This window comes from Enterobacter sp. BIDMC 27, from assembly GCF_000534415.1.
In the GTDB taxonomy this organism is placed as follows: Bacteria; Pseudomonadota; Gammaproteobacteria; order Enterobacterales; family Enterobacteriaceae; genus Enterobacter; species Enterobacter hormaechei_C.
In genome coordinates this window covers 4,137,127-4,158,704 of sequence record NZ_KI973178.1, presented here as the reverse complement: position 1 = coordinate 4,158,704, position 21,578 = coordinate 4,137,127, and the positions used below count along the sequence as shown (strand labels likewise).

General features: G+C 54.0%; 18 protein-coding genes and 6 tRNA genes. 10 read left to right on the top strand and 14 right to left on the bottom strand.

The features are described from left to right. Positions 1 to 56: 56 nt before the first annotated feature. Both ligA and L463_RS03290 read left to right on the top strand, forming a co-directional pair. Positions 57 to 2,072, top strand: coding sequence for an NAD-dependent DNA ligase LigA (gene ligA, locus L463_RS03285; protein WP_032102760.1), 2,016 nt, complete (start codon positions 57 to 59; stop codon positions 2,070 to 2,072). Between the two features lies 1 nt (position 2,073). Then, entirely contained in the window at positions 2,074 to 2,289 is a 216-nt protein-coding gene (locus tag L463_RS03290) for a DUF3820 family protein (protein ID WP_003861328.1), read from the top strand. On the opposite strand, the gene L463_RS03295 is transcribed toward L463_RS03290, so the two are convergent. Further along, positions 2,286 to 3,281 carry a bile acid:sodium symporter family protein gene (locus L463_RS03295; RefSeq protein WP_032102759.1) on the bottom strand — a complete coding sequence of 332 codons (996 nt, stop codon included), beginning with the start codon at positions 3,279 to 3,281 and terminating at the stop codon, positions 2,286 to 2,288. The genes L463_RS03290 and L463_RS03295 overlap by 4 nt on opposite strands. An 89-nt stretch (positions 3,282 to 3,370) precedes the next feature. Here L463_RS03295 and L463_RS03300 point away from each other — a divergent pair, with 89 nt between their 5' ends. Next, positions 3,371 to 4,312 (top strand): LysR family transcriptional regulator, encoded by a 942-nt coding sequence (locus L463_RS03300; protein WP_032102758.1) that lies wholly within the window; start codon positions 3,371 to 3,373, stop codon positions 4,310 to 4,312. Here L463_RS03300 and L463_RS03305 read toward each other — a convergent pair. From L463_RS03305 to L463_RS03325, 5 genes are all read right to left on the bottom strand, one after another. Further along, the gene (locus L463_RS03305; RefSeq protein ID WP_017383471.1) at positions 4,303 to 4,644 is read right to left on the bottom strand and encodes a FlxA-like family protein; all 342 of its coding nucleotides are present in this window, start codon (positions 4,642 to 4,644) and stop codon (positions 4,303 to 4,305) included. The two genes, L463_RS03300 and L463_RS03305, sit on opposite strands and share 10 nt — an antisense overlap. A gap of 137 nt (positions 4,645 to 4,781) precedes the next feature. Then, positions 4,782 to 4,857: transfer RNA gene (locus tag L463_RS03310), tRNA-Lys, on the bottom strand. A gap of 4 nt (positions 4,858 to 4,861) precedes the next feature. Next, positions 4,862 to 4,937, bottom strand: a tRNA-Val gene (locus L463_RS03315). A gap of 29 nt (positions 4,938 to 4,966) precedes the next feature. Next, positions 4,967 to 5,042 (bottom strand) — tRNA-Val (locus L463_RS03320). Positions 5,043 to 5,083: 41 nt separating this feature from the next. Further along, positions 5,084 to 5,159 (bottom strand) — tRNA-Val (locus tag L463_RS03325). A 258-nt stretch (positions 5,160 to 5,417) separates the two neighbouring features. On the opposite strand from L463_RS03325, the gene gltX reads away from it, so the two are divergent. Further along, positions 5,418 to 6,833, top strand: a complete 1,416-nt coding sequence (gltX, locus tag L463_RS03330; protein ID WP_015572231.1) for a glutamate--tRNA ligase — start codon at positions 5,418 to 5,420, stop codon at positions 6,831 to 6,833. Between the two features lie 51 nt (positions 6,834 to 6,884). Here the strand turns inward: gltX and L463_RS03335 are convergent, their stop codons facing one another. Both L463_RS03335 and L463_RS03340 read right to left on the bottom strand, forming a co-directional pair. Further along, positions 6,885 to 7,271, bottom strand: a complete 387-nt coding sequence (locus L463_RS03335; RefSeq protein ID WP_017383469.1) for a YfeC-like transcriptional regulator — start codon at positions 7,269 to 7,271, stop codon at positions 6,885 to 6,887. A gap of 1 nt (position 7,272) precedes the next feature. Continuing rightward, positions 7,273 to 7,635 carry a YfeC-like transcriptional regulator gene (locus tag L463_RS03340; RefSeq protein ID WP_015572232.1) on the bottom strand — a complete coding sequence of 121 codons (363 nt, stop codon included), beginning with the start codon at positions 7,633 to 7,635 and terminating at the stop codon, positions 7,273 to 7,275. Between the two features lie 217 nt (positions 7,636 to 7,852). Between L463_RS03340 and L463_RS03345 the strand changes: the two genes are divergently transcribed. The 3 genes from L463_RS03345 (at position 7,853) to L463_RS03355 (ending at position 10,447) form a co-directional block, all read left to right on the top strand. After that, positions 7,853 to 7,928 (top strand) — tRNA-Ala (locus L463_RS03345). Between the two features lie 41 nt (positions 7,929 to 7,969). Continuing rightward, a tRNA-Ala gene (locus L463_RS03350) sits at positions 7,970 to 8,045 on the top strand. Positions 8,046 to 8,257: 212 nt separating this feature from the next. Beyond that, positions 8,258 to 10,447: an EAL domain-containing protein gene (locus L463_RS03355; RefSeq protein ID WP_032102756.1), complete on the top strand. Its 2,190-nt coding sequence runs from the start codon at positions 8,258 to 8,260 to the stop codon at positions 10,445 to 10,447. Between the two features lie 46 nt (positions 10,448 to 10,493). Here L463_RS03355 and nupC read toward each other — a convergent pair whose 3' ends face one another. After that, positions 10,494 to 11,681 (bottom strand): nucleoside permease NupC, encoded by a 1,188-nt coding sequence (gene nupC, locus L463_RS03360; RefSeq protein WP_006811440.1) that lies wholly within the window; start codon positions 11,679 to 11,681, stop codon positions 10,494 to 10,496. A gap of 345 nt (positions 11,682 to 12,026) precedes the next feature. Between nupC and L463_RS03365 the strand changes: the two genes are divergently transcribed. After that, positions 12,027 to 13,265 (top strand): Nramp family divalent metal transporter, encoded by a 1,239-nt coding sequence (locus L463_RS03365; protein ID WP_023295104.1) that lies wholly within the window; start codon positions 12,027 to 12,029, stop codon positions 13,263 to 13,265. Positions 13,266 to 13,298: 33 nt separating this feature from the next. On the opposite strand, the gene L463_RS03370 is transcribed toward L463_RS03365, so the two are convergent. Then, a complete protein-coding gene (locus L463_RS03370) occupies positions 13,299 to 13,646 on the bottom strand; it encodes a DUF2502 domain-containing protein (protein ID WP_015572233.1) in 348 nt (115 codons plus the stop codon). A 126-nt stretch (positions 13,647 to 13,772) separates the two neighbouring features. Beyond that, positions 13,773 to 14,771 carry an L-glyceraldehyde 3-phosphate reductase gene (mgrA, locus tag L463_RS03375; protein WP_032673266.1) on the bottom strand — a complete coding sequence of 333 codons (999 nt, stop codon included), beginning with the start codon at positions 14,769 to 14,771 and terminating at the stop codon, positions 13,773 to 13,775. 186 nt (positions 14,772 to 14,957) lie between these two features. Between mgrA and ipdC the strand changes: the two genes are divergently transcribed. Beyond that, the gene (gene ipdC, locus L463_RS03380; protein WP_032102755.1) at positions 14,958 to 16,616 is read left to right on the top strand and encodes an indolepyruvate decarboxylase; all 1,659 of its coding nucleotides are present in this window, start codon (positions 14,958 to 14,960) and stop codon (positions 16,614 to 16,616) included. Here the strand turns inward: ipdC and L463_RS03385 are convergent, their stop codons facing one another. Next, positions 16,617 to 17,852, bottom strand: coding sequence for an ion channel protein (locus L463_RS03385; RefSeq protein WP_032673265.1), 1,236 nt, complete (start codon positions 17,850 to 17,852; stop codon positions 16,617 to 16,619). A gap of 205 nt (positions 17,853 to 18,057) precedes the next feature. Between L463_RS03385 and glk the strand changes: the two genes are divergently transcribed. Further along, positions 18,058 to 19,023, top strand: a complete 966-nt coding sequence (glk, locus tag L463_RS03390) for a glucokinase (protein ID WP_003861352.1) — start codon at positions 18,058 to 18,060, stop codon at positions 19,021 to 19,023. Between the two features lie 35 nt (positions 19,024 to 19,058). On the opposite strand, the gene L463_RS03395 is transcribed toward glk, so the two are convergent. After that, positions 19,059 to 19,790, bottom strand: a complete 732-nt coding sequence (locus L463_RS03395; RefSeq protein WP_015572237.1) for a LytR/AlgR family response regulator transcription factor — start codon at positions 19,788 to 19,790, stop codon at positions 19,059 to 19,061. 13 nt (positions 19,791 to 19,803) lie between these two features. Beyond that, complete coding sequence (locus L463_RS03400) at positions 19,804 to 21,501, bottom strand: sensor histidine kinase (RefSeq protein WP_032102752.1); 1,698 nt, start codon at positions 21,499 to 21,501, stop codon at positions 19,804 to 19,806. Between the last annotated feature and the right edge of the window lie 77 nt (positions 21,502 to 21,578).

Genomic DNA, 21,578 nt, shown 5'->3' with positions numbered 1-21,578 from the left:
CTTCACCTCCTCCTCAACCCCCGCCTGTCGGGGGTTTTTCTCATTGATGGTGCGATATGGACTCAATCGAACAACAACTTACTGAACTGCGAACCACGCTTCGCCATCATGAATATCTCTATCATGTTATGGACGCACCGGAAGTGCCGGATGCGGAATATGACCGCCTGATGCGTGAACTGCGCGAGCTGGAAGCGCAGCACCCCGAACTGATTACGCCCGATTCCCCAACGCAGCGCGTCGGCGCGGAACCGCTGGGCGCTTTCAGCCAGGTGCGCCATGAAGTGCCGATGCTGTCGCTGGATAACGTGTTTGATGAAGAGAGTTTTCTGGCTTTCAACAAGCGTGTGCAGGATCGCCTGAAGAGCATCGACAATCTGAGCTGGTGCTGCGAGCTAAAGCTGGATGGTCTGGCCGTTAGCATTCTTTATGAGAACGGCGTGATGGTGCGTGCCGCAACGCGCGGCGACGGCACTACCGGGGAAGACATCACCACTAATGTGCGCACTATTCGTGCGATCCCGCTGAAACTGCGTGGCGATAACATTCCCGCCCGGCTGGAAGTGCGCGGGGAAGTGTTCCTTCCGCAGGCGGGCTTCGAGAAGATCAACGAAGAAGCGCGTCGTACCGGTGGGAAAGTGTTTGCAAACCCGCGTAACGCGGCGGCAGGTTCGCTGCGTCAGCTCGATCCACGAATCACCGCGAAGCGACCGCTTACTTTCTTCTGCTACGGCGTCGGGATCCTGGAAGGCGGTGACCTGCCAGATACTCACCTGGGTCGTTTAATGCAGTTCAAAGAGTGGGGGTTACCGGTTAGCAACCGCGTGCAGCTCTGCGACTCTCCGGAGGCGGTGCTGGCGTTCTATCACAAGGTTGAAGAGGATCGTCCCACGCTCGGGTTTGATATTGATGGCGTGGTGATCAAGGTTAACTCGCTGGCGTTGCAGGAACAGTTAGGATTTGTGGCCCGTGCGCCGCGCTGGGCGGTAGCCTTTAAGTTCCCGGCGCAGGAGCAGATGACCTTCGTTCGCGACGTGGAGTTTCAGGTAGGGCGTACGGGGGCGATTACGCCTGTGGCGCGTCTGGAGCCTGTGCAGGTGGCTGGCGTGCTGGTAAGTAACGCCACGCTGCATAACGCCGATGAAATTGCCCGCCTGGGCCTGCGCATTGGTGACAAAGTGGTGATTCGCCGCGCGGGCGACGTGATCCCACAGGTGGTTAACGTTGTGGAGTCTGAACGTCCTGCCGATACCCGTGCCATCGAGTTTCCAGCCCACTGTCCGGTATGTGGTTCGGACGTTGAGCGCGTGGAAGGTGAAGCGGTAACGCGCTGTACGGGCGGGTTAATCTGCGGCGCGCAGCGTAAAGAGTCCCTGAAGCACTTTGTCTCCCGCCGGGCGATGGACGTCGACGGAATGGGTGACAAGATTATCGACCAGTTAGTTGAGAAAGAGTACGTCCATACGCCAGCGGACCTCTTTACCCTGACGGCAGGTAAGCTGACCGGTCTTGATCGTATGGGGCCGAAATCTGCCCAGAACATCGTTAACGCGCTCGAGGCGGCCAAAAACACCACCTTTGCCCGTTTCCTTTACGCGCTTGGCATTCGTGAAGTCGGAGAGGCGACAGCGGCAGGGCTGGCGGCGTATTTCGGCACGCTGGAAGCGCTGGAGAAAGCCACCATCGACGAGCTACAGAAAGTCCCTGATGTCGGCATTGTGGTCGCTACCCACGTTTTCAACTTCTTCGCCGAAGAGAGCAACCGTGAAGTGATCGGTAAATTACTGGAACAGGGCATTCACTGGCCTGCACCGGTAGTGGTTAATGCCGAAGAGATCGACAGCCCGTTTGCCGGTAAAACGGTGGTGCTGACCGGCAGCCTGAGCCAGCTCTCGCGCGATGACGCGAAAGCGCGCCTGGTGGCGTTGGGGGCAAAAGTGGCGGGCAGCGTATCGAAGAAAACCGACCTGGTGATTGCCGGGGAAGCGGCCGGTTCGAAGCTGGCAAAAGCGCAGGAGCTTGGCATCGAGGTAATCGACGAAGCGGAAATGATGCGCCTGTTAGGAGAGTGACGTGGAAAAAGAGCAGCTCGTTGAGATCGCCAATACGGAGATGCCGTTCGGTAAATATAAGGGTCGCAGGCTGATTGATTTACCGGAAGAGTATCTGCTGTGGTTTGCCCGTAAGGATGAGTTCCCCGCCGGGCGTCTGGGCGAGCTGATGGCTATCACGTTACTGATCAAAACAGAGGGGCTGACCCAGCTGGTTCAGCCCCTGAAACGTCCTTAAACTTTCGCGGCGCGGGCCTCTTCCTGCGCCAGCTTTTCTGTCTGCGCCTTGTAACGCCGCGCCAGTACCGCACACACCATCAGCTGGATCTGATGGAAAATCATCAGCGGTAACACCATCATCCCAATGACGGACGTCGGGAACAGAATATTGGCCATTGGGATCCCGTTGGCCAGGCTCTTTTTCGATCCGCAAAATACAATGGTGATTTCATCGGCCTTGTTGAAGCCGCATTTGCGGGCCACAAAGACGTTAACCGCGATGACAATGGCCAGCAAAACGATGCTTACCACCACAATAAACAGCAGCGATCCAGCGCCCACCCTGTGCCAGATGCCGTTCACCACGGCTTCGCTGAAGGCCGTGTAAACCACCAGCAGAATTGAGCTTTGGTCCGTTTTCCCGATCCATTTTTTATGTTTTGCCACAAACGCCCCAATCCAGGGACGGGATAAGTGTCCGAGCACAAACGGCAGCAGCAGTTGCAGACAAATTTTACCCACCTGCTCCAGATTACCTTCCGCCCCGTGCATATTCATCAGCAGACCGACCAGCAGCGGTGAAACAAAGATCCCCAGCAGGCTGGAAGCGGAAGCAGAACAAACCGCCGCCGCGACGTTACCGCCCGCCAGCGAGGTAAAGGCAATAGCGGACTGCACGGTGGCCGGCAAAATGCACAGATAAAGGAAACCGGTATACAGCGCCGGATCGACATTCACCGGCGCCCACCAGGCGAACAGCACGCCCAAAACCGGGAAGAGGATGAAGGTGCTGCACATTACCCACAGGTGCAGTCGCCAGTGGCTACCGCCTGCAATAATGGCTTCCCGGGAGAGTTTGGCGCCATGCATAAAGAACAGCAGGGCAATGGCTGCCGTGGTCAGTCCTTCAATAACCGGAACGAAACTGCCCCGCGCCGGGAAGAACGAGGCCAGCAAGACGACACCAATCAGGGTCAGCGTAAACGGATCAAGGATACGAAAAAGTTTCATAATCACTCCTGAAAACAGATGCCGCTATTGTGCTTTCTTCCCTTTGAGAAATAAAATTGATTTATTGCATCCATTCATGAATTAAACAGATGAATTATTCGTTACGTCAGCTTCGCGTTTTCGTCACCGTCGCGCAGGCCCGCAGCTTTAGCCGGGCAGGGGAGATGATTGGCCTCAGCCAGTCGGCGGTGAGCCATAGCGTTAAGGAGCTTGAAACGCAAACGGGAGTGAAGCTGCTCGACCGCACGACGCGAGAAGTGGTACTCACCGAAGCGGGACAGCAGCTGGCAATGCGTCTGGAGAGGCTGCTGGATGAACTGAACAGTACGCTCAGGGATGTCGGCCGGCTCGGACAACAGCTTTCCGGCACCGTGAGAGTGGCGGCGAGCCAGACGATTTCGGCGCATCTTATTCCCCAGTGCATCGCTGAAAGTAATCACCGCTATCCGGATATCGATTTTGTTTTGCATGACAGGCCGCAGCAGTGGGTTCTGGAGAGTATCCGTCAGGGGGATGTGGATTTTGGCATCGTTATTGATCCCGGAGCGGTAAGCGACCTGGAATGTGAAGTGGTGCTTTCGGAGCCCTTTTTATTGCTCTGCCGCGATGATGATCCGCTGGCATCGCTGCCACACGTGGCCTGGCAGGCCTTGCAGGGGGCAAACCTGGTGTTACAGGATTATGCATCAGGCAGCCGTCCGCTGATAGATGCCGCTCTGGCCGCGCAGGGCGTTAAGGCAACCATTGTGCAGGAGATTGGGCATCCTGCCACGCTCTTCCCGATGGTCGAAGCGGGGATTGGCATCAGCGTTCTGCCGGCGCTGGCGCTGCCACTGCCGCAGGGGAGTCGTTTAACGGTGAAGCGTTTCGTACCCTGTGTCGAACGCCAGCTGATGCTGGTACGCCGTAAAAACAGGTCACTTTCCGGCGCGGCACACGCCTGCTGGGATGTGGTGCGTATGCAGGCCGAACGTTTGATGGAGGCCCGCACACGCGATCCACTTTTTAACGAAACCAATAATCAGATGTAGATATTAATCTGATGCTCCGCGGAGGGCTTATTGATGCCTTCCGCGACTGCCTGACCTTTTTCCTGTTTTGGCATCGCCTCTTCTGCCTGCTGACGCTGCAATTGCGCCAGCTGTGCCTGCAACATAGCCAGCTGAGATTCGAGTAATTCCTGCTGCTTTTGCTTCTCTTCTGCTGTGGCATCACCCATGGCCACTTCTTTGAGCTGCTGAGTGACTTTCGTTATCTGTTTGGTCAGACGGGTGATTTGAGAAGCAATGTCGTTTCCGCCGGAGCTGTTATCTACGCTGCCGATTTCCATCGCCGACAGAGAAACGGGCTTAAGAGTTGTCATATTGAGATCCTTTTCGCCATAAAATAGAGGTATCGGCAAAGAAGGCGTGAGCTTGAGTAAAACAAGCGGTCTGGCTGCAATGGGGATGTGCTATATCGCAGATAGCAAAAAAGCGCCTTTAGGGCGCTTTTTTACATTGGTGGGTCGTGCAGGATTCGAACCTGCGACCAATTGATTAAAAGTCAACTGCTCTACCAACTGAGCTAACGACCCGAAATGGTGGGCGATGACGGGCTCGAACCGCCGACCCCCTCCGTGTAAAGGAGATGCTCTACCAACTGAGCTAATCGCCCATTTCGGAACTGCTGCGATAAGGTGAGAATGGTGGGCGATGACGGGCTCGAACCGCCGACCCCCTCCGTGTAAAGGAGATGCTCTACCAACTGAGCTAATCGCCCAATCTCAATGCTTATCTACACTGCGAGTCTACCGAAGTAGATGGTGGGTGATGACGGGCTCGAACCGCCGACCCCCTCCGTGTAAAGGAGATGCTCTACCAACTGAGCTAATCACCCCCGCTGTGTGGAGTCGCATTATAGGGAGAGTTGAAAATGAGTCAACGCATTTTCTAAAGTTTTTATTCGTTCGTCGTAAAATTAGTCAAAACGATCGCAAAACGGACTGTGGCGCATGATTTATAAACAAAAACAGCAATCTCGAACCGGATAAAGTGATCGACATTGAGGAATCGGCCCACAGTGATAGAATATTGCCCATTGTTTTCTTCCCGGAATTTGCCGATTACCGGCATCTTTATAACGTAAGGCCATTTCATGAAAATCAAAACTCGCTTCGCGCCGAGCCCGACAGGCTATCTGCATGTCGGTGGTGCACGTACCGCTCTCTACTCCTGGCTTTTCGCACGTCACAACAACGGTGAGTTTGTGCTGCGTATTGAAGACACCGATCTGGAGCGCTCAACGCCGGAAGCAATTGAAGCCATTATGGATGGGATGAACTGGCTGAATCTGGCGTGGGACGAAGGTCCATACTTCCAGACCAAACGTTTTGACCGCTATAACGCCGTAATTGACGAGATGCTGGTGGCAGGCACGGCCTATAAGTGCTACTGCTCCAGGGAGCGTCTGGATGCGCTGCGTGAAGAGCAAATGGCAAAAGGCGAAAAACCGCGTTATGACGGTCGTTGCCGCCATGACCACAGCGAGCATGCTGCGGATGAGCCTTGCGTAGTGCGTTTTGCTAACCCACAGGATGGCTCTGTCATCTTTGATGACCAGATCCGTGGCCCGATCGAATTCAGCAACCAGGAGCTGGATGACCTTATCATTCGTCGTACTGACGGATCGCCAACCTATAACTTCTGCGTAGTTGTGGACGACTGGGATATGGAAATCACTCACGTGATCCGTGGTGAAGACCATATCAATAACACCCCGCGTCAGATCAACATTCTGAAAGCGCTGAACGCGCCTGTACCGGTGTATGCGCACGTATCAATGATCAACGGTGACGACGGTAAAAAGCTGTCCAAACGTCATGGCGCGGTGAGCGTGATGCAGTACCGTGATGACGGCTATCTGCCGGAAGCGCTGCTGAACTACCTGGTGCGTCTGGGCTGGGCTCATGGTGACCAGGAGATCTTCAGCCGCGAAGAGATGATCGAGCTGTTCTCTCTGAACTCGGTCAGCAAATCAGCCAGCGCGTTCAACACTGATAAACTGCTGTGGCTGAACCATCACTACATCAATACCATGCAGCCAGAATATGTGGCGACTTATCTGCAATGGCACATTGAACAGGCAAACATCGATACCCGTACGGGCCCTGAACTGGCGGATCTGGTGAAGCTGCTTGGCGAGCGTTGCAAAACGCTGAAAGAAATTGCTGAAAGCTGCCGTTACTTCTATGAAGAGTTTGACGCGTTCGACGCCGACGCGGCCAAGAAACACCTGCGTCCGGTTGCGCGTCAGCCGCTGGAAGTGGTGCGTGATAAACTCGAAGCCATTACCGAATGGACTGCGGAAAATGTTCACCACGCGATTCAGGCTACCGCTGATGAGCTGGAAATTGGCATGGGTAAAGTCGGTATGCCGCTGCGCGTTGCGGTGACGGGGGCAGGCCAGTCTCCGGCGCTGGACGTGACCGTTCATGCCATCGGCAAATCACGTAGCGTTGCGCGTATCAACAAAGCGCTGGGCTTTATTGCTGAGCGTGAAAGCCAGCAGTAATACTCGTGTAATACAAAAAACGGCAGGTTACCCTGCCGTTTTTTATGCCTGTTATTCAGCAATACCAAGACGCGTGAGAAAACCCTGCAACCCTTCACGAGCGAGCAACTTGTGCAAACGTTCCTGTTCGACAGTCGTCATGTTTTCCAGCGAGTCGATAATTTGTGGAAGCAGGCTGGATGAGGTTGCCACGCCGTAGTGGGAAGGGCTTTCCGCCACATGGTAAACAGCCCGACGGTTACGAATGGCGGGAAGACTAATGATGTGCTCCTTAACGTGCGCATCAATACATATCACCCTCGCTCTTCCGCCTTTTACACCGTTGATACCCTCCGTTTTCCATCCCTTCTGTCGTATCCAGCGATTAACGGTTTGTCGGGCTACGCCCAGACTGTCCGCCAGCTCTTCCGTGGTCATTTTGCTGCGTAATCTTTTCATATCAGCGTTGGTCGCGAATCCCTAAACGTTGTAACAAGCCGGTAATCCCTTCCCGCAGTAACAGCGATGTCATCTGCTTTTGCTCTTCCGGCGTCATTTCATTCGCCAGCGTCAGGAGCAGGGCATGAAGCGAGCCCTCGTGGTACGCCTTATCTGGCAGTTCCGGCGTCTCTGTTGCCCTGCGCGCGCTGCGAATAAAGTCGCGCACTTTTTCATTGACGTGTACCAGACGCGCTTTGCCACCCTGAACGCCTGGCTTTGGCGATGTAATCCAACCCTCTTTGCGTACCCATTTATTGATGGTCTGTCGGCTATAGCCAGTCAGCAGGGCTAACTCTTCTGGCGTCATTCGTTCCTTGATCATACAATTTCCTGAATATCTGTGGGGTTAATTAGTGGTTCATTTTATAGCACCGTTTTACGTGAAAACGTGACAAGCTTAACTCCTGGCTGCGAGCAGGCTCTCAAAGTGATTCATTTGCATGATTTTTCGGCGATTGAAAGGCGGAGGCTGAATTTGCCGTTGACACTCTGCGGCGGAATTCATATTATGCCGCCCGTCAACATGACAGCTTTACGACGGGGCTATAGCTCAGCTGGGAGAGCGCCTGCATGGCATGCAGGAGGTCAGCGGTTCGATCCCGCTTAGCTCCACCAAACTCTGAACCCAACAGAGTGCGGTAGGTAAAGTAACATGTGGGGCTATAGCTCAGCTGGGAGAGCGCTTGCATGGCATGCAAGAGGTCAGCGGTTCGATCCCGCTTAGCTCCACCAAAATTTAAACCCTCGTCGCAAGACGGGGGTTTTTTTATATCTTGTAAAATATTTTAGACTGTTTTTGTTGCAATTAACGTCGTTTTCTACACCTCACCTCAATCCAAATCAATAAACAAGTCTATAAATAGACCTGAACTTGATTCGTGTTATTAATAAACCTATTATCCATGCGGTCAATGAGACGATGGTAAAATAGATTATCAGGATTAATGAATAGAAAAATTTACAATAATGTAAAGATATTTATGATTGCCCTGGCGCTAAGCCTGATTGCGATTCCTTTTTCTCGTTATATCTCTCCACGGGCCATCGTCAGCGAAAATGATGTTTATCTGGCGTGGTTGCCCTTAAGTGCCATGCTCGCCATCGTGTTGTTATTTGGACGACGGGCAATCATTCCTTTGCTGTTAAGTTTTAGTATTACTAATATTTATAATCTTGATTTAGCACCACTACAATCTGCCGTATTATTATGTTGTCAGACGTTTACCGTCTTCGCCGCCTGTGGCGTCATCCGTCTGGTGCTGGGCAAGCGCTGGCGACACAGCATACCGAATAAGTACATTGGCATACGTATTTTCTGGCTCGGATTTATGGTGCCTGTGGGCATCAAATTATCGATGTATCTGGCGGGATATTTATTTGATTTCCCGGTGACAATCTCCTCCTATTTCGGCGAAGGCTCTGCAATTTATAACGTTATCGATATTCAGAGTCTGATTTGTGCCGCCCTGATTTTCACCATGATGTTCTATTATCCGTTAAGAATGATTATTAATCCTCGCTATGCCCGAACATTCTGGCGGCGAAGCGTGAAGCCCCTCTTTTGTCACAAAAAAGCGTTATTTATCGTTGTGTGGCTGATGCTGTTGATCTCGATGATCGCTATTTTATGCGCGCCTTTTGAGTCGCAGTTTATTGCGGGTTATTTGATGCCAATCGTTTTCATTCTTTTCACCCTGGGGATTGGTCGTCTGAACTATGCGCTCATCTCTTTATTCTGGGCGGCCTCGGCGCTCATGCTGTTGACCTATAATTATAATTTTCTTAATGGCGTTGAATCGGGCCACTCGCTCTCCTTTATCCTGTCGGTGCTAATCTCTTTCGCCATCTGCCTGCTTTACATGTCGCGGATCTATCAGAAAAGTGAATGGCTGAAACAGGGGTGGCAGGAGAGGGCGCTTACCGATCCGCTCACCGGTCTGCCTAACATTCGTGCGCTGGAAGTGTTTTTACAGCACCATCCCGAGGCCAAAGTCTGCTGCCTGCGCCTGGATAATCTCGAATTCCTGAGCCGTCACTACGGCATCCTCATGCGTGTACATTGTAAAAAGATGATAACCGCGTCGCTGCAACCGTTATTGCAAAAAGACGAGAAGCTCTTCCAGTTGCCGGGCAGTGAGCTGGTAGTGGTCTTGCTGGGTCCGGGCACGGCTGAACGTCTGCAATATATGGTTGATCATCTGAACAGCCGTAAGATTATCTGGAACAAGACTGAGCTCGACATCGAGTTTGGCGCCTCCTGGGGTGAAGTGCCGGATGGAGAAAGCCTGCATCACACGCTGGGTCAGCTGAGCTGGCTCTCCGAGCAGTCCTGTGCCGGGCACAACGTCCTGGCGTTAACCAACAGTCTGGATGATGTCTCCGGTCAGACGACGGACAGAGTGCTGATGCTGGCCCGCATAAAACGTGCCCTTGATATCGGTGGGCTTCACCTTTACGCCCAGCCAATCCATAACGCGCGTGGGGAAGGGTACTTTGAAATCCTCTCAAGGCTTGAAAGCGAGGGGGAGATCATCGCGCCTGATCGCTTTATTCCGCTGATTGCTCAGTTTAACCTGAGCCACCGATTTGACCTGAACGTGGTGGAAAAATTGCTGATGTGGATGCGCAGCCATCCGTCCGAACGGGCCGGAACGCGGTTCTCCGTTAATCTGATGCCGCTGACGCTGATGCAAAATGAGATAGCGGCTGAGATCATCGCGCTTTTTGAACGCTACGCCATTGCGCCGCAAGATATCGTCATTGAGATCACCGAGGAACAGGCTTTCTCTGACTCGGGAAGCAGCATCAACAATATCCAGCAGCTGCGGGATTACGGCTTCCGGATTGCTATTGATGACTTTGGTACCGGCTATGCCAACTTTGAGCGCCTGAAGCGGCTGGAGGCCGATATCATTAAGATCGATGGCTGCTTCGTGAAAGATATCTGCACCGACAGCATGGATGCGATGATCGTGCAGTCCATTTGCAACATGGCCAAAACGAAATCGCTTTGTGTGGTGGCTGAATATGTGGAATCGGCTGAACAACGCGAGATGTTGCTGCGATTTGGCGTGGACTATTTGCAGGGCTATTTGATTGGTAAACCACTGCCCCTGACGGCGCTGGAGGCATAAAAAAAACCGGGAGCGATGGCTCCCGGTTTTTATTACGCGGTATGAATTACAGAACCAGTGCTGCAATAGAGGCAGACAGGACGCTCACCAGCGTTGAACCGTAAACCAGCTTCAGGCCAAAGCGAGAAACGACGTTACCTTGCTCTTCGTTCAGGCCTTTAATCGCACCAGCGATAATACCGATGGAAGAGAAGTTCGCGAAGGAGACCAGGAAGACGGACAGGATCCCTTCCGCACGAGGGGAGAGTGTGCTGGCAATCTTCTGGAGATCCATCATCGCCACGAACTCATTGGAAACCAGTTTCGTTGCCATGATACTGCCCACCTGCAACGCTTCGTGAGCGGGCACGCCCATCACCCAGGCAATCGGGTAGAAGATGTAGCCCAGAATACCCTGGAAGGAGATACCGAGTACGGCCGCAAACAGGGCGTTCAGCGCAGCGATCAGCGCGATAAAGCCAATCAGCATCGCGGCGACGATAATTGCAACCTTGAAACCCGCCAGAATGTATTCACCCAGCATTTCGAAGAAGCTCTGTCCCTCGTGCAGGTTTGACATCTGAATGTTCTCTTCGCTGGCATCCACACGGTACGGGTTAATCAGCGAAAGCACGATAAAGGTGCTGAACATGTTCAGAACCAGCGCCGCAACTACGTATTTTGGTTCCAGCATGGTCATATACGCGCCCACGATAGACATGGAAACGGTAGACATTGCGGTTGCCGCCATGGTGTACATGCGGTTACGGGACATCTTGCCGAGGATATCTTTATACGCAATGAAGTTCTCAGACTGACCGAGAATCAGCGAGCTGACTGCGTTAAAGGATTCCAGTTTGCCCATGCCGTTAACTTTCGATAACAGGAAGCCGATCGCACGGATAACCACCGGCAGAACGCGGATGTGCTGAAGGATACCGATCAGGGCAGAGATGAAGACGATAGGGCAGAGCACCTTCAGGAAGAAGAAGGCCAGACCCTGATCGTTCATGCTGCCAAAGACGAAGTTTGTCCCTTCGTTGGCAAATCCGAGCAGTTTTTCGAACATTTCGGAGAAGCCTTTCACGAAGCCCAGGCCTACGTTGGAGTTCAGGAAGAACCACGCAAGTAAAACTTCAATGACCAGCAGTTGGACAACATAGCGAATACGAATTTTTTTGCGGTCTGTGCTGACCAGCAATGCAAGTGCAGTAACGACAACGAGTGCCAGGACAAAATGAAGGACGCGGTCCATATTTGCTCCAAATATGAGGCAGGTTTAATTTCCGTGCACATTCTATGTAACAAGCACAAAGAAAACGAGATCAAGCCCACACTATAGTTACATCCTGTGACGAGTCTCAAAAATAGTGATCAACAAGACATTTTTGTTATGTTAGGTAAATGAGTGAAAAGTTAAGTTTGTGTGCTACGCTTCACAAATGTCTGCGCATTTTCACATTCTGTGACCTTGCTCCACCTGCCTGTCTATCGTTCCTGACTATCAGAGAAATCATGTTAACCGTTACAAATGAACTTGATAATCATTCTCATTTTGATAGCATAAAACATAGCAAAGGCTATATTTCCAGAGGCAGAAATGACGAATAGTCGCGTAGAGAGTAGCAGCGGCAGAGCGGCACGCAAGCTGCGGTTCGCATTAATGGGACCGGCATTCATTGCCGCGATTGGCTACATCGATCCGGGTAATTTTGCGACCAACATTCAGGCCGGGGCCAGTTTCGGCTATAAACTGCTGTGGGTTGTGGTCTGGGCCAATCTGATGGCGATGCTGATTCAGATGCTCTCCGCGAAGCTGGGTATTGCTACCGGAAAAAACCTGGCGGAGCAAATCCGCGATCATTATCCACGTCCGGCAGTTTGGTTTTACTGGGTTCAGGCGGAAATTATCGCCATGGCCACCGATCTCGCCGAGTTTATCGGGGCGGCGATCGGCTTTAAGCTTATCCTGGGCGTCTCCCTGCTTCAGGGGGCCGTGCTGACCGGTATCGCCACTTTCCTGATTCTGATGCTCCAGCGGCGGGGACAAAAACCGCTGGAGAAAGTCATCGGCGGCTTGCTGCTGTTCGTCGCTGCCGCCTATATTGTTGAGCTGATTTTCTCCCAGCCGAATCTGGCGCAGCTGACGAAAGGGATGGTGATCCCGTCGTTACCCACTTCTGAAGCCGTTTTTCTGGCTGCCGGGGTGCTGGGGGCGACCATCATGCCGCACGTCATTTATCTGCACTCTTCATTAACCCAGAATCTGCATGGCGGGACGAGTAAAGAGCGCTACTCCGCCTCGAAATGGGATGTGACTATCGCGATGACCATTGCCGGATTTGTGAATCTGGCGATGATGGCGACCGCCGCCGCCGCGTTCCACTTTAACGGGCATACCGGGGTTGCCGATCTCGACCAGGCTTACCTGACGCTGGAGCCGTTGCTGAGTCATGCCGCTGCCACTATTTTTGGTTTAAGCCTGGTTGCTGCGGGTCTTTCATCTACGGTTGTGGGGACACTGGCCGGGCAGGTGGTGATGCAGGGGTTCGTACGTTTCCATATTCCGCTGTGGGTTCGCCGCTCGGTCACGATGCTGCCTTCCTTTGTTGTGATCCTGATGGGGCTGGATCCGACCCGCATTCTGGTGATGAGTCAGGTACTGCTAAGTTTCGGGATTGCGCTGGCGCTGGTGCCACTGCTGATCTTCACCAGTAATAAATCGCTGATGGGCGAACTGGTGAATTCGACGTGGGTGAAGCGCGCCGGGTGGGCCATTGTGGTCGTGGTGGTGGCGTTAAACTTGTGGTTGCTGATAGGCACAGCCGCAGGCCTGTAAAAGAAAAAGGAGCCGGAAGGCTCCTTTTTGTTGTTAATGGTGATGGCCGTGACCGTGGCCTCTGCCTTTTCCATGACCCCAGCCGCCACGGCGGTCGTCACGATCGTTCCAGCCTTCGCGGTAGCCGCGTTCGTAAGCCTTACGCTTATCCCAGCCACGGTGATAGCCGTTATCGTGTTTCCACCAGCGGTTTTGACGCCATTCATAATGGCGGTGCCAGTAGTCACGGTCGCGCCAGTAGCCACCGTCCCAGTATCTGCCGTAGTCATCACGATCGCCAATTTGTAATTTAATCGATGGCAACAGGGTGATTTCGCCCGCACTGGCGACCAGCGGGGCCGAAGCCAGTAATACCGCTGCAAGAATCAGTGACCTGAACATACTCTTCTCCTTCACGATCGGGGCCGCTGTGCGACCTGTTAACGCAATTTTACGAGTTGGTAAACATTCGTTTCATCGCCTCAACTCCTAAATCATGAACGAGAGCACTTTTTGCTAAAAGTGTTTTTAATCTGAACTGGACAGGATCGTATCTATCGTCTTCAGCTCTTCTGCCGTGAACCGACAATTCTCAAGCACGCCTGCTGCATCTTCAATTTGTCCGGTCTTGCTTGCGCCGATGAGCACGGATGTCACCGCATCGTGGCGCAGGATCCAGGCCAGTGCCATTTGCGATAGCTTTTGCCCCCGGTTTTCCGCCAGCGCATTCAGCTTGCGTACCTTTTCCAGCTTTTTGTCGGTGATCTGCTCCGGGTTAAGGAACTTACTGCCGCTTGCTGCGCGAGAATCCGCCGGGATACCGTTCAGATAGCGATCGGTCAACTGTCCGCCCGCCAGGGGGGAGAAGGGGATACATCCCACCCCTTTATGCTGCAACACGTCCAGCAACCCCTCTTCAGGCGCACGTTCAAACATGGAGTACTTCGGCTGGTGGATCAGACATGGCGTGCCCAGATCCTCCAGTATTTCAATCGCCTGCCTTGCCACTTCTGCCGGGTAGTTGGACAGACCGATGTACAGCGCCTTGCCCTGACGCACCACATGGTCAAGCGCTTTCATGGTTTCACGTAGCGGCGTTTCTGGATCCGGGCGGTGGTGATAGAAAATATCGACATACTCCAGCCCCATACGCCTGAGGCTCTGGTCCAGGCTGGCGATCAGATATTTACGTGAGCCCCAGTCGCCGTAAGGCCCGTCCCACATGGTGTAGCCCGCTTTGGTGGAGATGATTAGCTCATCGCGCCAGGGCAGGAAATCCTCCTGCAAAATGCGCCCGAAATTACGTTCGGCCGAACCAGGAGGCGGGCCGTAATTATTGGCAAGGTCAAAATGCGTAATACCCAAATCGAAAGCACGCTGTAAAAGTTGACGGCTGTTTTCGAGTAACGTCGCGTCGCCAAAATTATGCCAAAGCCCCAGCGAGATGGCGGGAAGCTTAAGGCCGCTTTGCCCACAGCGGCGATATTGCATTGTCTGATAACGATTTTTGTCAGGCTGATAACCCATTGGCGAGACCTCTGTCGCTGGAAAGAAACATCAGTGTATACGTTTACACTAACCTGAAGAAAATGAGCATAGCTCAGCTTTTTTCGTAAAGCATTCTTTCCAGACCCTGATTGTCGCCAATTCTGGACACGCTTCACGCTTATTTAATACTCAGAGTGAGGTCAACGTCAGAAGGACACTTATAATATGCGTACCCCCTATTGCGTCGCCGATTACCTGCTGGACCGACTAACAGATTGTGGTGCCGATCATCTGTTTGGCGTGCCAGGCGACTATAACCTGCAATTTCTCGATCACGTGTTAGACAGCCCGGACATCTGCTGGGTGGGCTGTGCCAATGAACTGAACGCGTCTTACGCCGCAGACGGCTATGCCCGCTGTAAGGGCTTTGCCGCGCTCCTGACAACATTCGGCGTTGGGGAGTTAAGCGCCATGAACGGTGTGGCGGGCAGCTTTGCCGAACATGTTCCCGTTCTCCATATTGTGGGGGCCCCGGGTATGGTGGCGCAGCAGCGAGGAGAGTTACTGCACCATACGTTGGGTGACGGCGAGTTCCGCCACTTCTATCATATGAGCGAACCCATCACCGTTGCACAGGCGGTGCTTACCGAACAAAACGCCTGCTATGAAATTGACAGAGTCCTGACCACTATGCTGCGGGAGCGCCGTCCGGGCTACCTGATGCTGCCCGCTGATGTGGCGAAAAAAGCCGCTACGCCCCCTGTAAGCGCTCTCACTGTTAACCCCGCGCCAGCTGATTCAGCCTGCTTGCAGGCGTTCCGTGAGGCTGCCGAAAAGCGCTTGTCCACGAGCAAACGCACCGCGCTGTTAGCGGACTTCCTGGTACTCCGCCACGGTCTGCGCACGGCCCTTCAGACGTGGGTGAAAGAGGTGCCGATGGCACACGCCACCATGCTGATGGGCAAGGGCATTTTTGACGAACGACAGAGCGGTTTTTACGGCACCTACAGCGGATCGGCGAGCGCCGCGCCGGTCAAAGAGGCCATCGAGGGGGCTGATACGGTGCTGTGCATTGGCACGCGCTTTACCGATACGCTCACTGCCGGGTTTACCCACCAGCTGACGCCAGACCAGACGATAGAGGTTCAGCCCCACGCGTCCCGCGTCGGCGACGTCTGGTTTACGGGTATCCCGATGAGGGAGGCCATTGAAACGCTGACAGCGCTGTGTAAAACCTATGTTCGTGATACGCGAGCGCCATTGGATCACAGCGGCTTTTCGTTCCCGACTATTGACGGGGCGCTGACTCAGGAGAGTTTCTGGCGTACCCTGCAAACGTTTATCCGCCCCGGAGACATTATTCTGGCTGATCAGGGGACGTCTGCTTTCGGCGCTATCGATCTGCGTTTACCGGCGGACGTGAACTTTATCGTCCAGCCGCTGTGGGGATCGATTGGCTACACGCTGGCGGCGGCGTTTGGCGCGCAAACGGCGTGTCCGAACCGACGCGTGATTGTCCTGACGGGTGACGGCGCCGCGCAACTGACCATTCAGGAGCTGGGATCGATGCTGCGCGACAAGCAGCGCCCGATTATTCTGGTGCTAAACAATGAAGGATACACGGTGGAAAGGGCCATCCACGGGCCGGAGCAGCGCTATAACGATATTGCCCTCTGGAACTGGACGCAGATCCCGCAGGCGCTGAGCCTGGCGCCTCAGGCAGAGTGCTGGCGCGTCAGCGAAGCGGAAGCGCTGGCGGAGGTGCTGGATAAAGTGGCACACCATGAGCGGCTTTCGCTGATCGAGGTGATGCTGCCGAAAGCCGATATTCCGCCGCTGCTGAGCGCGCTGACCAAAGCGCTGGAGGCGCGCAATAACGCCTGATTACCTGTCGTTTCGCCATGCCATCAGCATCGGTTTGCCCGCCAGCAGGAGCCAGGCGGGCAACATCACGATACAGAGCAGCGGCAGAAGCGTGGTATCCGGCACGACAACGGCCGCCATAAACAGGCTCAGCCACGCATCGCGCGTGACCACCAGTACCAGCCCCAGAATGGAGCAGGAGACGGTAATCGCCGCAGGGACAGCGTCGACGTGCTCATGCAGCATCAGCCCCAGCGCGACGCCAACAAAAACCGCCGGGAAGATACGACCTCCCCGGAAACCACAGGCCGCAGCGACCACCAGTGCCGCCAGTTTTACCAGCGCGAACAGCAGATAATCGGAGACGCTAAAGACCTGGCTGAAGGCCAGCTGCTGCATCTCGTCCAGCCCCTTAAACAGCGTAACCGTCCCGCCGATGGCGCCTAAAACGCCCAGAATAAAACCCCCCATGCCCAGAATCAGCACCGGATGCTTCAGCCTGTGCATCAGGCGATGCAGGCGAGGGAGACACCACACCGCGACCATCCCCAGCGCAATGGCGATCGCGACGACGACGGCACCGCTGAAAATATCGGTGAGTTGCATCTGGCCGTAGTGGGGGATGGTGAGTGAAAAATGGGGATGGAAAAACAGGCTGGTGGTGAGGGCTCCCGCAGCGGCGGCCATTAGCGGCGCGAAGAGTTTATCCCACAGCGGTACTTCATGATCACTGCTGAGGGTTTGCGAAAAAATGAGCGCAGCCGCGACCGGAGTGCCAAACAGCGCCCCGATGGTGCCTGCTGACGCCAGGATCGTCCAGTCCAGCGCGCCAACGCGCGGAAAAAGACGCGCCCCCAGAAAGACCGCCAGCGCGATATTAACCGCCATAATGGGATGTTCAGGCCCGAGGCTTACGCCGCCCGCAAGACCGATAATCAGCGCGATAATAAGCCCCGGCAGAGCAGAGGGAGAGACAGGAGCGCCAATCAAGGGTTCCAGTGCCGGGTCCGGCCCGGCATGACCCGGGCTATAGCGGATCACCAGCCCTACGGCAATCCCGGTCAGGGTCAGCATCATCATGATCCAGCCCGGCGAGTCAATGCTTATACCGAGTTTTACCGGAAGCGCGGTCCATAAAATCGTTTGCAGCACCGCCGCCACTTTCATGACGACGATGAGCACCAGGCTCGACGCCACGCCAATAATCAGCGCCGGGACAGCCAATAACAGCATGGTTCTGGCTCGCGGATGGAGCATGATGATTTCCTTGTACAAAACGGCTTAACGTTACTTTGCACAATCAGCATTGTGGCAATAGTGCAAAAGGTGCTGAAACGGTAAAGTTATTATGTGACGAAGATCGATAATCCATGGGCAGTCACCTTCTGGTCGTTGTTGTTATCACGCCTTGAATTTACAGTGTCCCAAAGATTTATTCTGACTTTAGCGGAGCAGTAGAAGAATGACAAAGTATGCTTTGGTAGGTGATGTAGGCGGCACCAACGCGCGCCTTGCCCTGTGCGATGTGAACAGCGGTGAAATTTCTCAGGCGAAAACCTATTCAGGGCTGGATTACCCAAGCCTGGAAGCGGTGGTTCGCGTCTATCTGGAAGAGCATAAAGTGAGCGTTGAAGACGGTTGTATCGCCATCGCCTGTCCGATCACCGGCGACTGGGTGGCGATGACCAACCACACGTGGGCCTTCTCAATTGCCGAAATGCGGAAAAACCTCGGCTTCTCGCACCTTGAAATTATTAACGACTTCACTGCGGTTTCCATGGCTATCCCAATGCTTAAACCAGAGCATCTGATTCAGTTCGGCGGTACGGCCCCGGTTGAAGGTAAACCGATTGCCGTTTACGGCGCGGGCACCGGCCTGGGGGTGGCGCACCTGGTTCACGTCGACAAACGCTGGGTCAGCCTGCCGGGCGAGGGCGGTCATGTGGATTTTGCGCCGAACAGCGAAGAAGAGGGCATTATTCTAGAGGAGCTACGCGCCGAGATTGGCCACGTGTCGGCCGAGCGGGTGCTTTCTGGTCCGGGCCTGGTGAACCTGTATCGGGCGATTGTAAAATCAGACGGTCGTCTGCCGGAAAATCTGCAACCGAAAGATGTGACCGAACGCGCGCTGGCCGACAGCTGTATTGACTGCCGCCGTGCTTTGTCGCTGTTCTGCGTCATCATGGGGCGCTTCGGCGGCAACCTGGCGCTGAACCTCGGCACCTTTGGCGGGGTCTATATTGCGGGCGGGATCGTGCCGCGCTTCCTCGATTTCTTTACCGCCTCCGGCTTCCGTGGCGGCTTCGAAGACAAAGGCCGCTTCAGAAGCTATGTCCAGGACATTCCTGTTTACCTGATTGTCCACGATAACCCAGGCTTACTGGGCTCCGGCGCGCATCTGCGTCAGGTACTCGGTCAGATTCTCTGACGCTCATTCCCCTCTCCTGCGGGAGAGGGAACGCGCTACAGGTGCATGAGCTGGCGGAACTCTTTCACTCTGCTGCGGCTTACCGGCACCTGAAAATCCAGATCCTTCAGCCGCAAAATATAGGTGTTATTAAACCAGGGTTCGATTTCGCGGATCTTGTTCAGGTTGACGCAGAACGAGCGGTGGCAGCGGAAGAAGTGAGCGGCCGGGAGTTTATTGCAGAATTCGGTGATGTTCATCGCCATGACGTAGGATTCACGCCGCGTATAGACAAACGTCATTTTTTCATGCGCTTCGGCATAGTAAATATCGTCGACAGGCGTGACGATGATCCGTTCGTCCTTCACCAGATTAATCGTGTCGTTTTCCCGCGCTACCGGGCTGGCACTGGCGGGTAATGCTTGCTGCTGCCACGCGGCTTCCAGCTTATGTAGCATGCTGATAATACGCGACTCCTGGTACGGCTTGAGAATATAGTCAAACGCCTCAAGCTCGAAGGCCTCCACGGCATGCTCTTTCCACGCGGTGACAAACACAATAAACGGCTTGTGGGCGAACTGATTGATATTTTGCGCCAGCAGGACGCCGTCCAGCGACGGAATATTAATATCGAGGAATATCGCGTCGACCCGGTTATGCTGTAAAAATTTCAGCACGTCCAGACCATCCTCAAAACAGCCAACAATCTCCATTTGGCTGTGGGTTTTGATAAGCCAGCTCAACTCCTGTTGAGCCAGAAATTCATCTTCTACGATGATGACTTTCATCTGTTACTCCGGCCTACGGCAACAAGGATATCGGGGCATTCACGGGCGTTCGCTCATTCGGAACATAAAAGGCAATTTCGGTGCCCGGCTCAAGACGGTGAATATGCAGCCCGTCACCGTACAGCAGTTTGACCCGGTGATGCACATTCAGCAGTCCGATCTTGTTGCCCGGCATTTCGTTTGATTTGACGCGCTCGATGACTTGCGGATCGATGCCGTGCCCGGTATCGCGCACGGCGATGCGCACGCGGTTACCGCTTTCCGTCACGCTAATCGTTACTACGCCTTTGCCTTTACACGGCTGAATACCGTGAACAATGGCGTTTTCCACCAGAGGCTGGATCAGCAGGCTTGGGATCACGCAGCTGACCTCTTCATCAATATCGTAAATGACCGTGAGCTTATCGCCAAAGCGTGCCTGCTCGATGGCGATGTAATCCTTGATTTGATACAGCTCTTTTTTGATGTCGATCTGCTCGTCGTCATTTAGCTCAATGTTGTAGCGCAGATAGCGCGACAGATTAAATATCAGCTGCCGCGCGGTATCCGGATTCAGACGGATGGAAGAGGAGATAGCGTTCAGCGCGTTAAACAGGAAATGGGGATTGATCTTGCTTTGCAGGGCGCGCAGCTCTGCCTTATTTGCCATCTCGCGCAGCTGCTCTGCACGCGAAACCTCAAGTTGGGTGGAGATAATCTGCGACAGGCCAATCGCCATCTCCTGGAGCGAGGAGGTGATTTGGTGCGCATGGCAATAGTAAATTTTCAGCGTCCCCGTGACCACGCCTTTTTCCCACAGCGGGATCACCAGCATTGAGTGGATCTCTGGCGTCCGGTGGGCTTCATCATTGTTTTTAATGATGATTTTTCCGTAGTTAATCGCCTGTCTGGTGGTCGGGCTGATGGTATCGTCGCTGTCGCGATAATTGTGCTCCCCGACGCCAACGTAAGCCAGCACGTGGTCAATATTGGTGATGGCGACCGCATCGGCGTGAATATCACGGCGGATGATATCGCAAACCTGACGTAAAGATTCGGCGTTAACGTGTCGGAAAAGCGGCAGCGTCTTGTTGGCGATATCCAGCGCCAGCTTGGCCTGACGCGCGGCGCTGGCCTCTTTTTCGCCCTCCACGCTTTGCACCAGCAGCACGATAAAACCGATACAGACGCTCCCGAGGATCATAGGAATACCGATCTTCGAGACGATATCCAGACCCAGCGCAACGGTTGGCGCCCAGACGATGACCAGGATCATGGTCAGCGTTTCGCAGACCATCCCCGCGATAATCCCTGCACGCCAGTGCTGCTTTTTCGGGATTTTGCGGTTAATCCAGCCCGAGAGCAGCCCGGCAATAATGCTGGTGATAAAGCAGGGGACTGCCGTCACGCCGCCAATATCAATCAGGTATCGATGGGTGCCGGCGATGATGCCTGTGATAATCCCTACCCAGGGACCAAAGAGGATCCCGCCCGACATGACGGCGATGATGCGCACGTTCACCAGCGAGCCTTCTACCGGCACCCCGGACCAGGTGCTGAACAGGGCAAACATCGAAAAGATAAACGTGACGGCCAGCAGCTCTTTTGGCGAATGGGCAGATTTATGCAACAGTTCGCGGAACAAGCGGATGCGGATAAGGAAAAAGAGACAGATCAGCATTAATGCCGCGCGGTCGAACACCGCCAGGAGCATATTGAAGATTTCGTGCACGGTCAGGCCTGGGAAAACGGGAAAAATCTATGATAGAAAACATAGGGCCTGATGACCAGCTATCCATCAGATTTATC

What these genes read in the sequence shown, in the direction of transcription:
- ligA (WP_032102760.1), top strand. Translation starts at nt 57, where the DNA reads ATGGACTCAATCGAACAACAACTTACTGAACTGCGAACCACGCTTCGC.
- L463_RS03295 (WP_032102759.1), bottom strand. Translation starts at nt 3,281, where the DNA reads ATGAAACTTTTTCGTATCCTTGATCCGTTTACGCTGACCCTGATTGGT.
- L463_RS03300 (WP_032102758.1), top strand. Translation starts at nt 3,371, where the DNA reads ATGAATTATTCGTTACGTCAGCTTCGCGTTTTCGTCACCGTCGCGCAG.
- L463_RS03305 (WP_017383471.1), bottom strand. Translation starts at nt 4,644, where the DNA reads ATGACAACTCTTAAGCCCGTTTCTCTGTCGGCGATGGAAATCGGCAGC.
- gltX (WP_015572231.1), top strand. Translation starts at nt 5,418, where the DNA reads ATGAAAATCAAAACTCGCTTCGCGCCGAGCCCGACAGGCTATCTGCAT.
- L463_RS03335 (WP_017383469.1), bottom strand. Translation starts at nt 7,271, where the DNA reads ATGAAAAGATTACGCAGCAAAATGACCACGGAAGAGCTGGCGGACAGT.
- L463_RS03340 (WP_015572232.1), bottom strand. Translation starts at nt 7,635, where the DNA reads ATGATCAAGGAACGAATGACGCCAGAAGAGTTAGCCCTGCTGACTGGC.
- L463_RS03355 (WP_032102756.1), top strand. Translation starts at nt 8,258, where the DNA reads ATGAATAGAAAAATTTACAATAATGTAAAGATATTTATGATTGCCCTG.
- nupC (WP_006811440.1), bottom strand. Translation starts at nt 11,681, where the DNA reads ATGGACCGCGTCCTTCATTTTGTCCTGGCACTCGTTGTCGTTACTGCA.
- L463_RS03365 (WP_023295104.1), top strand. Translation starts at nt 12,027, where the DNA reads ATGACGAATAGTCGCGTAGAGAGTAGCAGCGGCAGAGCGGCACGCAAG.
- L463_RS03370 (WP_015572233.1), bottom strand. Translation starts at nt 13,646, where the DNA reads ATGTTCAGGTCACTGATTCTTGCAGCGGTATTACTGGCTTCGGCCCCG.
- mgrA (WP_032673266.1), bottom strand. Translation starts at nt 14,771, where the DNA reads ATGGGTTATCAGCCTGACAAAAATCGTTATCAGACAATGCAATATCGC.
- ipdC (WP_032102755.1), top strand. Translation starts at nt 14,958, where the DNA reads ATGCGTACCCCCTATTGCGTCGCCGATTACCTGCTGGACCGACTAACA.
- L463_RS03385 (WP_032673265.1), bottom strand. Translation starts at nt 17,852, where the DNA reads ATGCTCCATCCGCGAGCCAGAACCATGCTGTTATTGGCTGTCCCGGCG.
- glk (WP_003861352.1), top strand. Translation starts at nt 18,058, where the DNA reads ATGACAAAGTATGCTTTGGTAGGTGATGTAGGCGGCACCAACGCGCGC.
- L463_RS03395 (WP_015572237.1), bottom strand. Translation starts at nt 19,790, where the DNA reads ATGAAAGTCATCATCGTAGAAGATGAATTTCTGGCTCAACAGGAGTTG.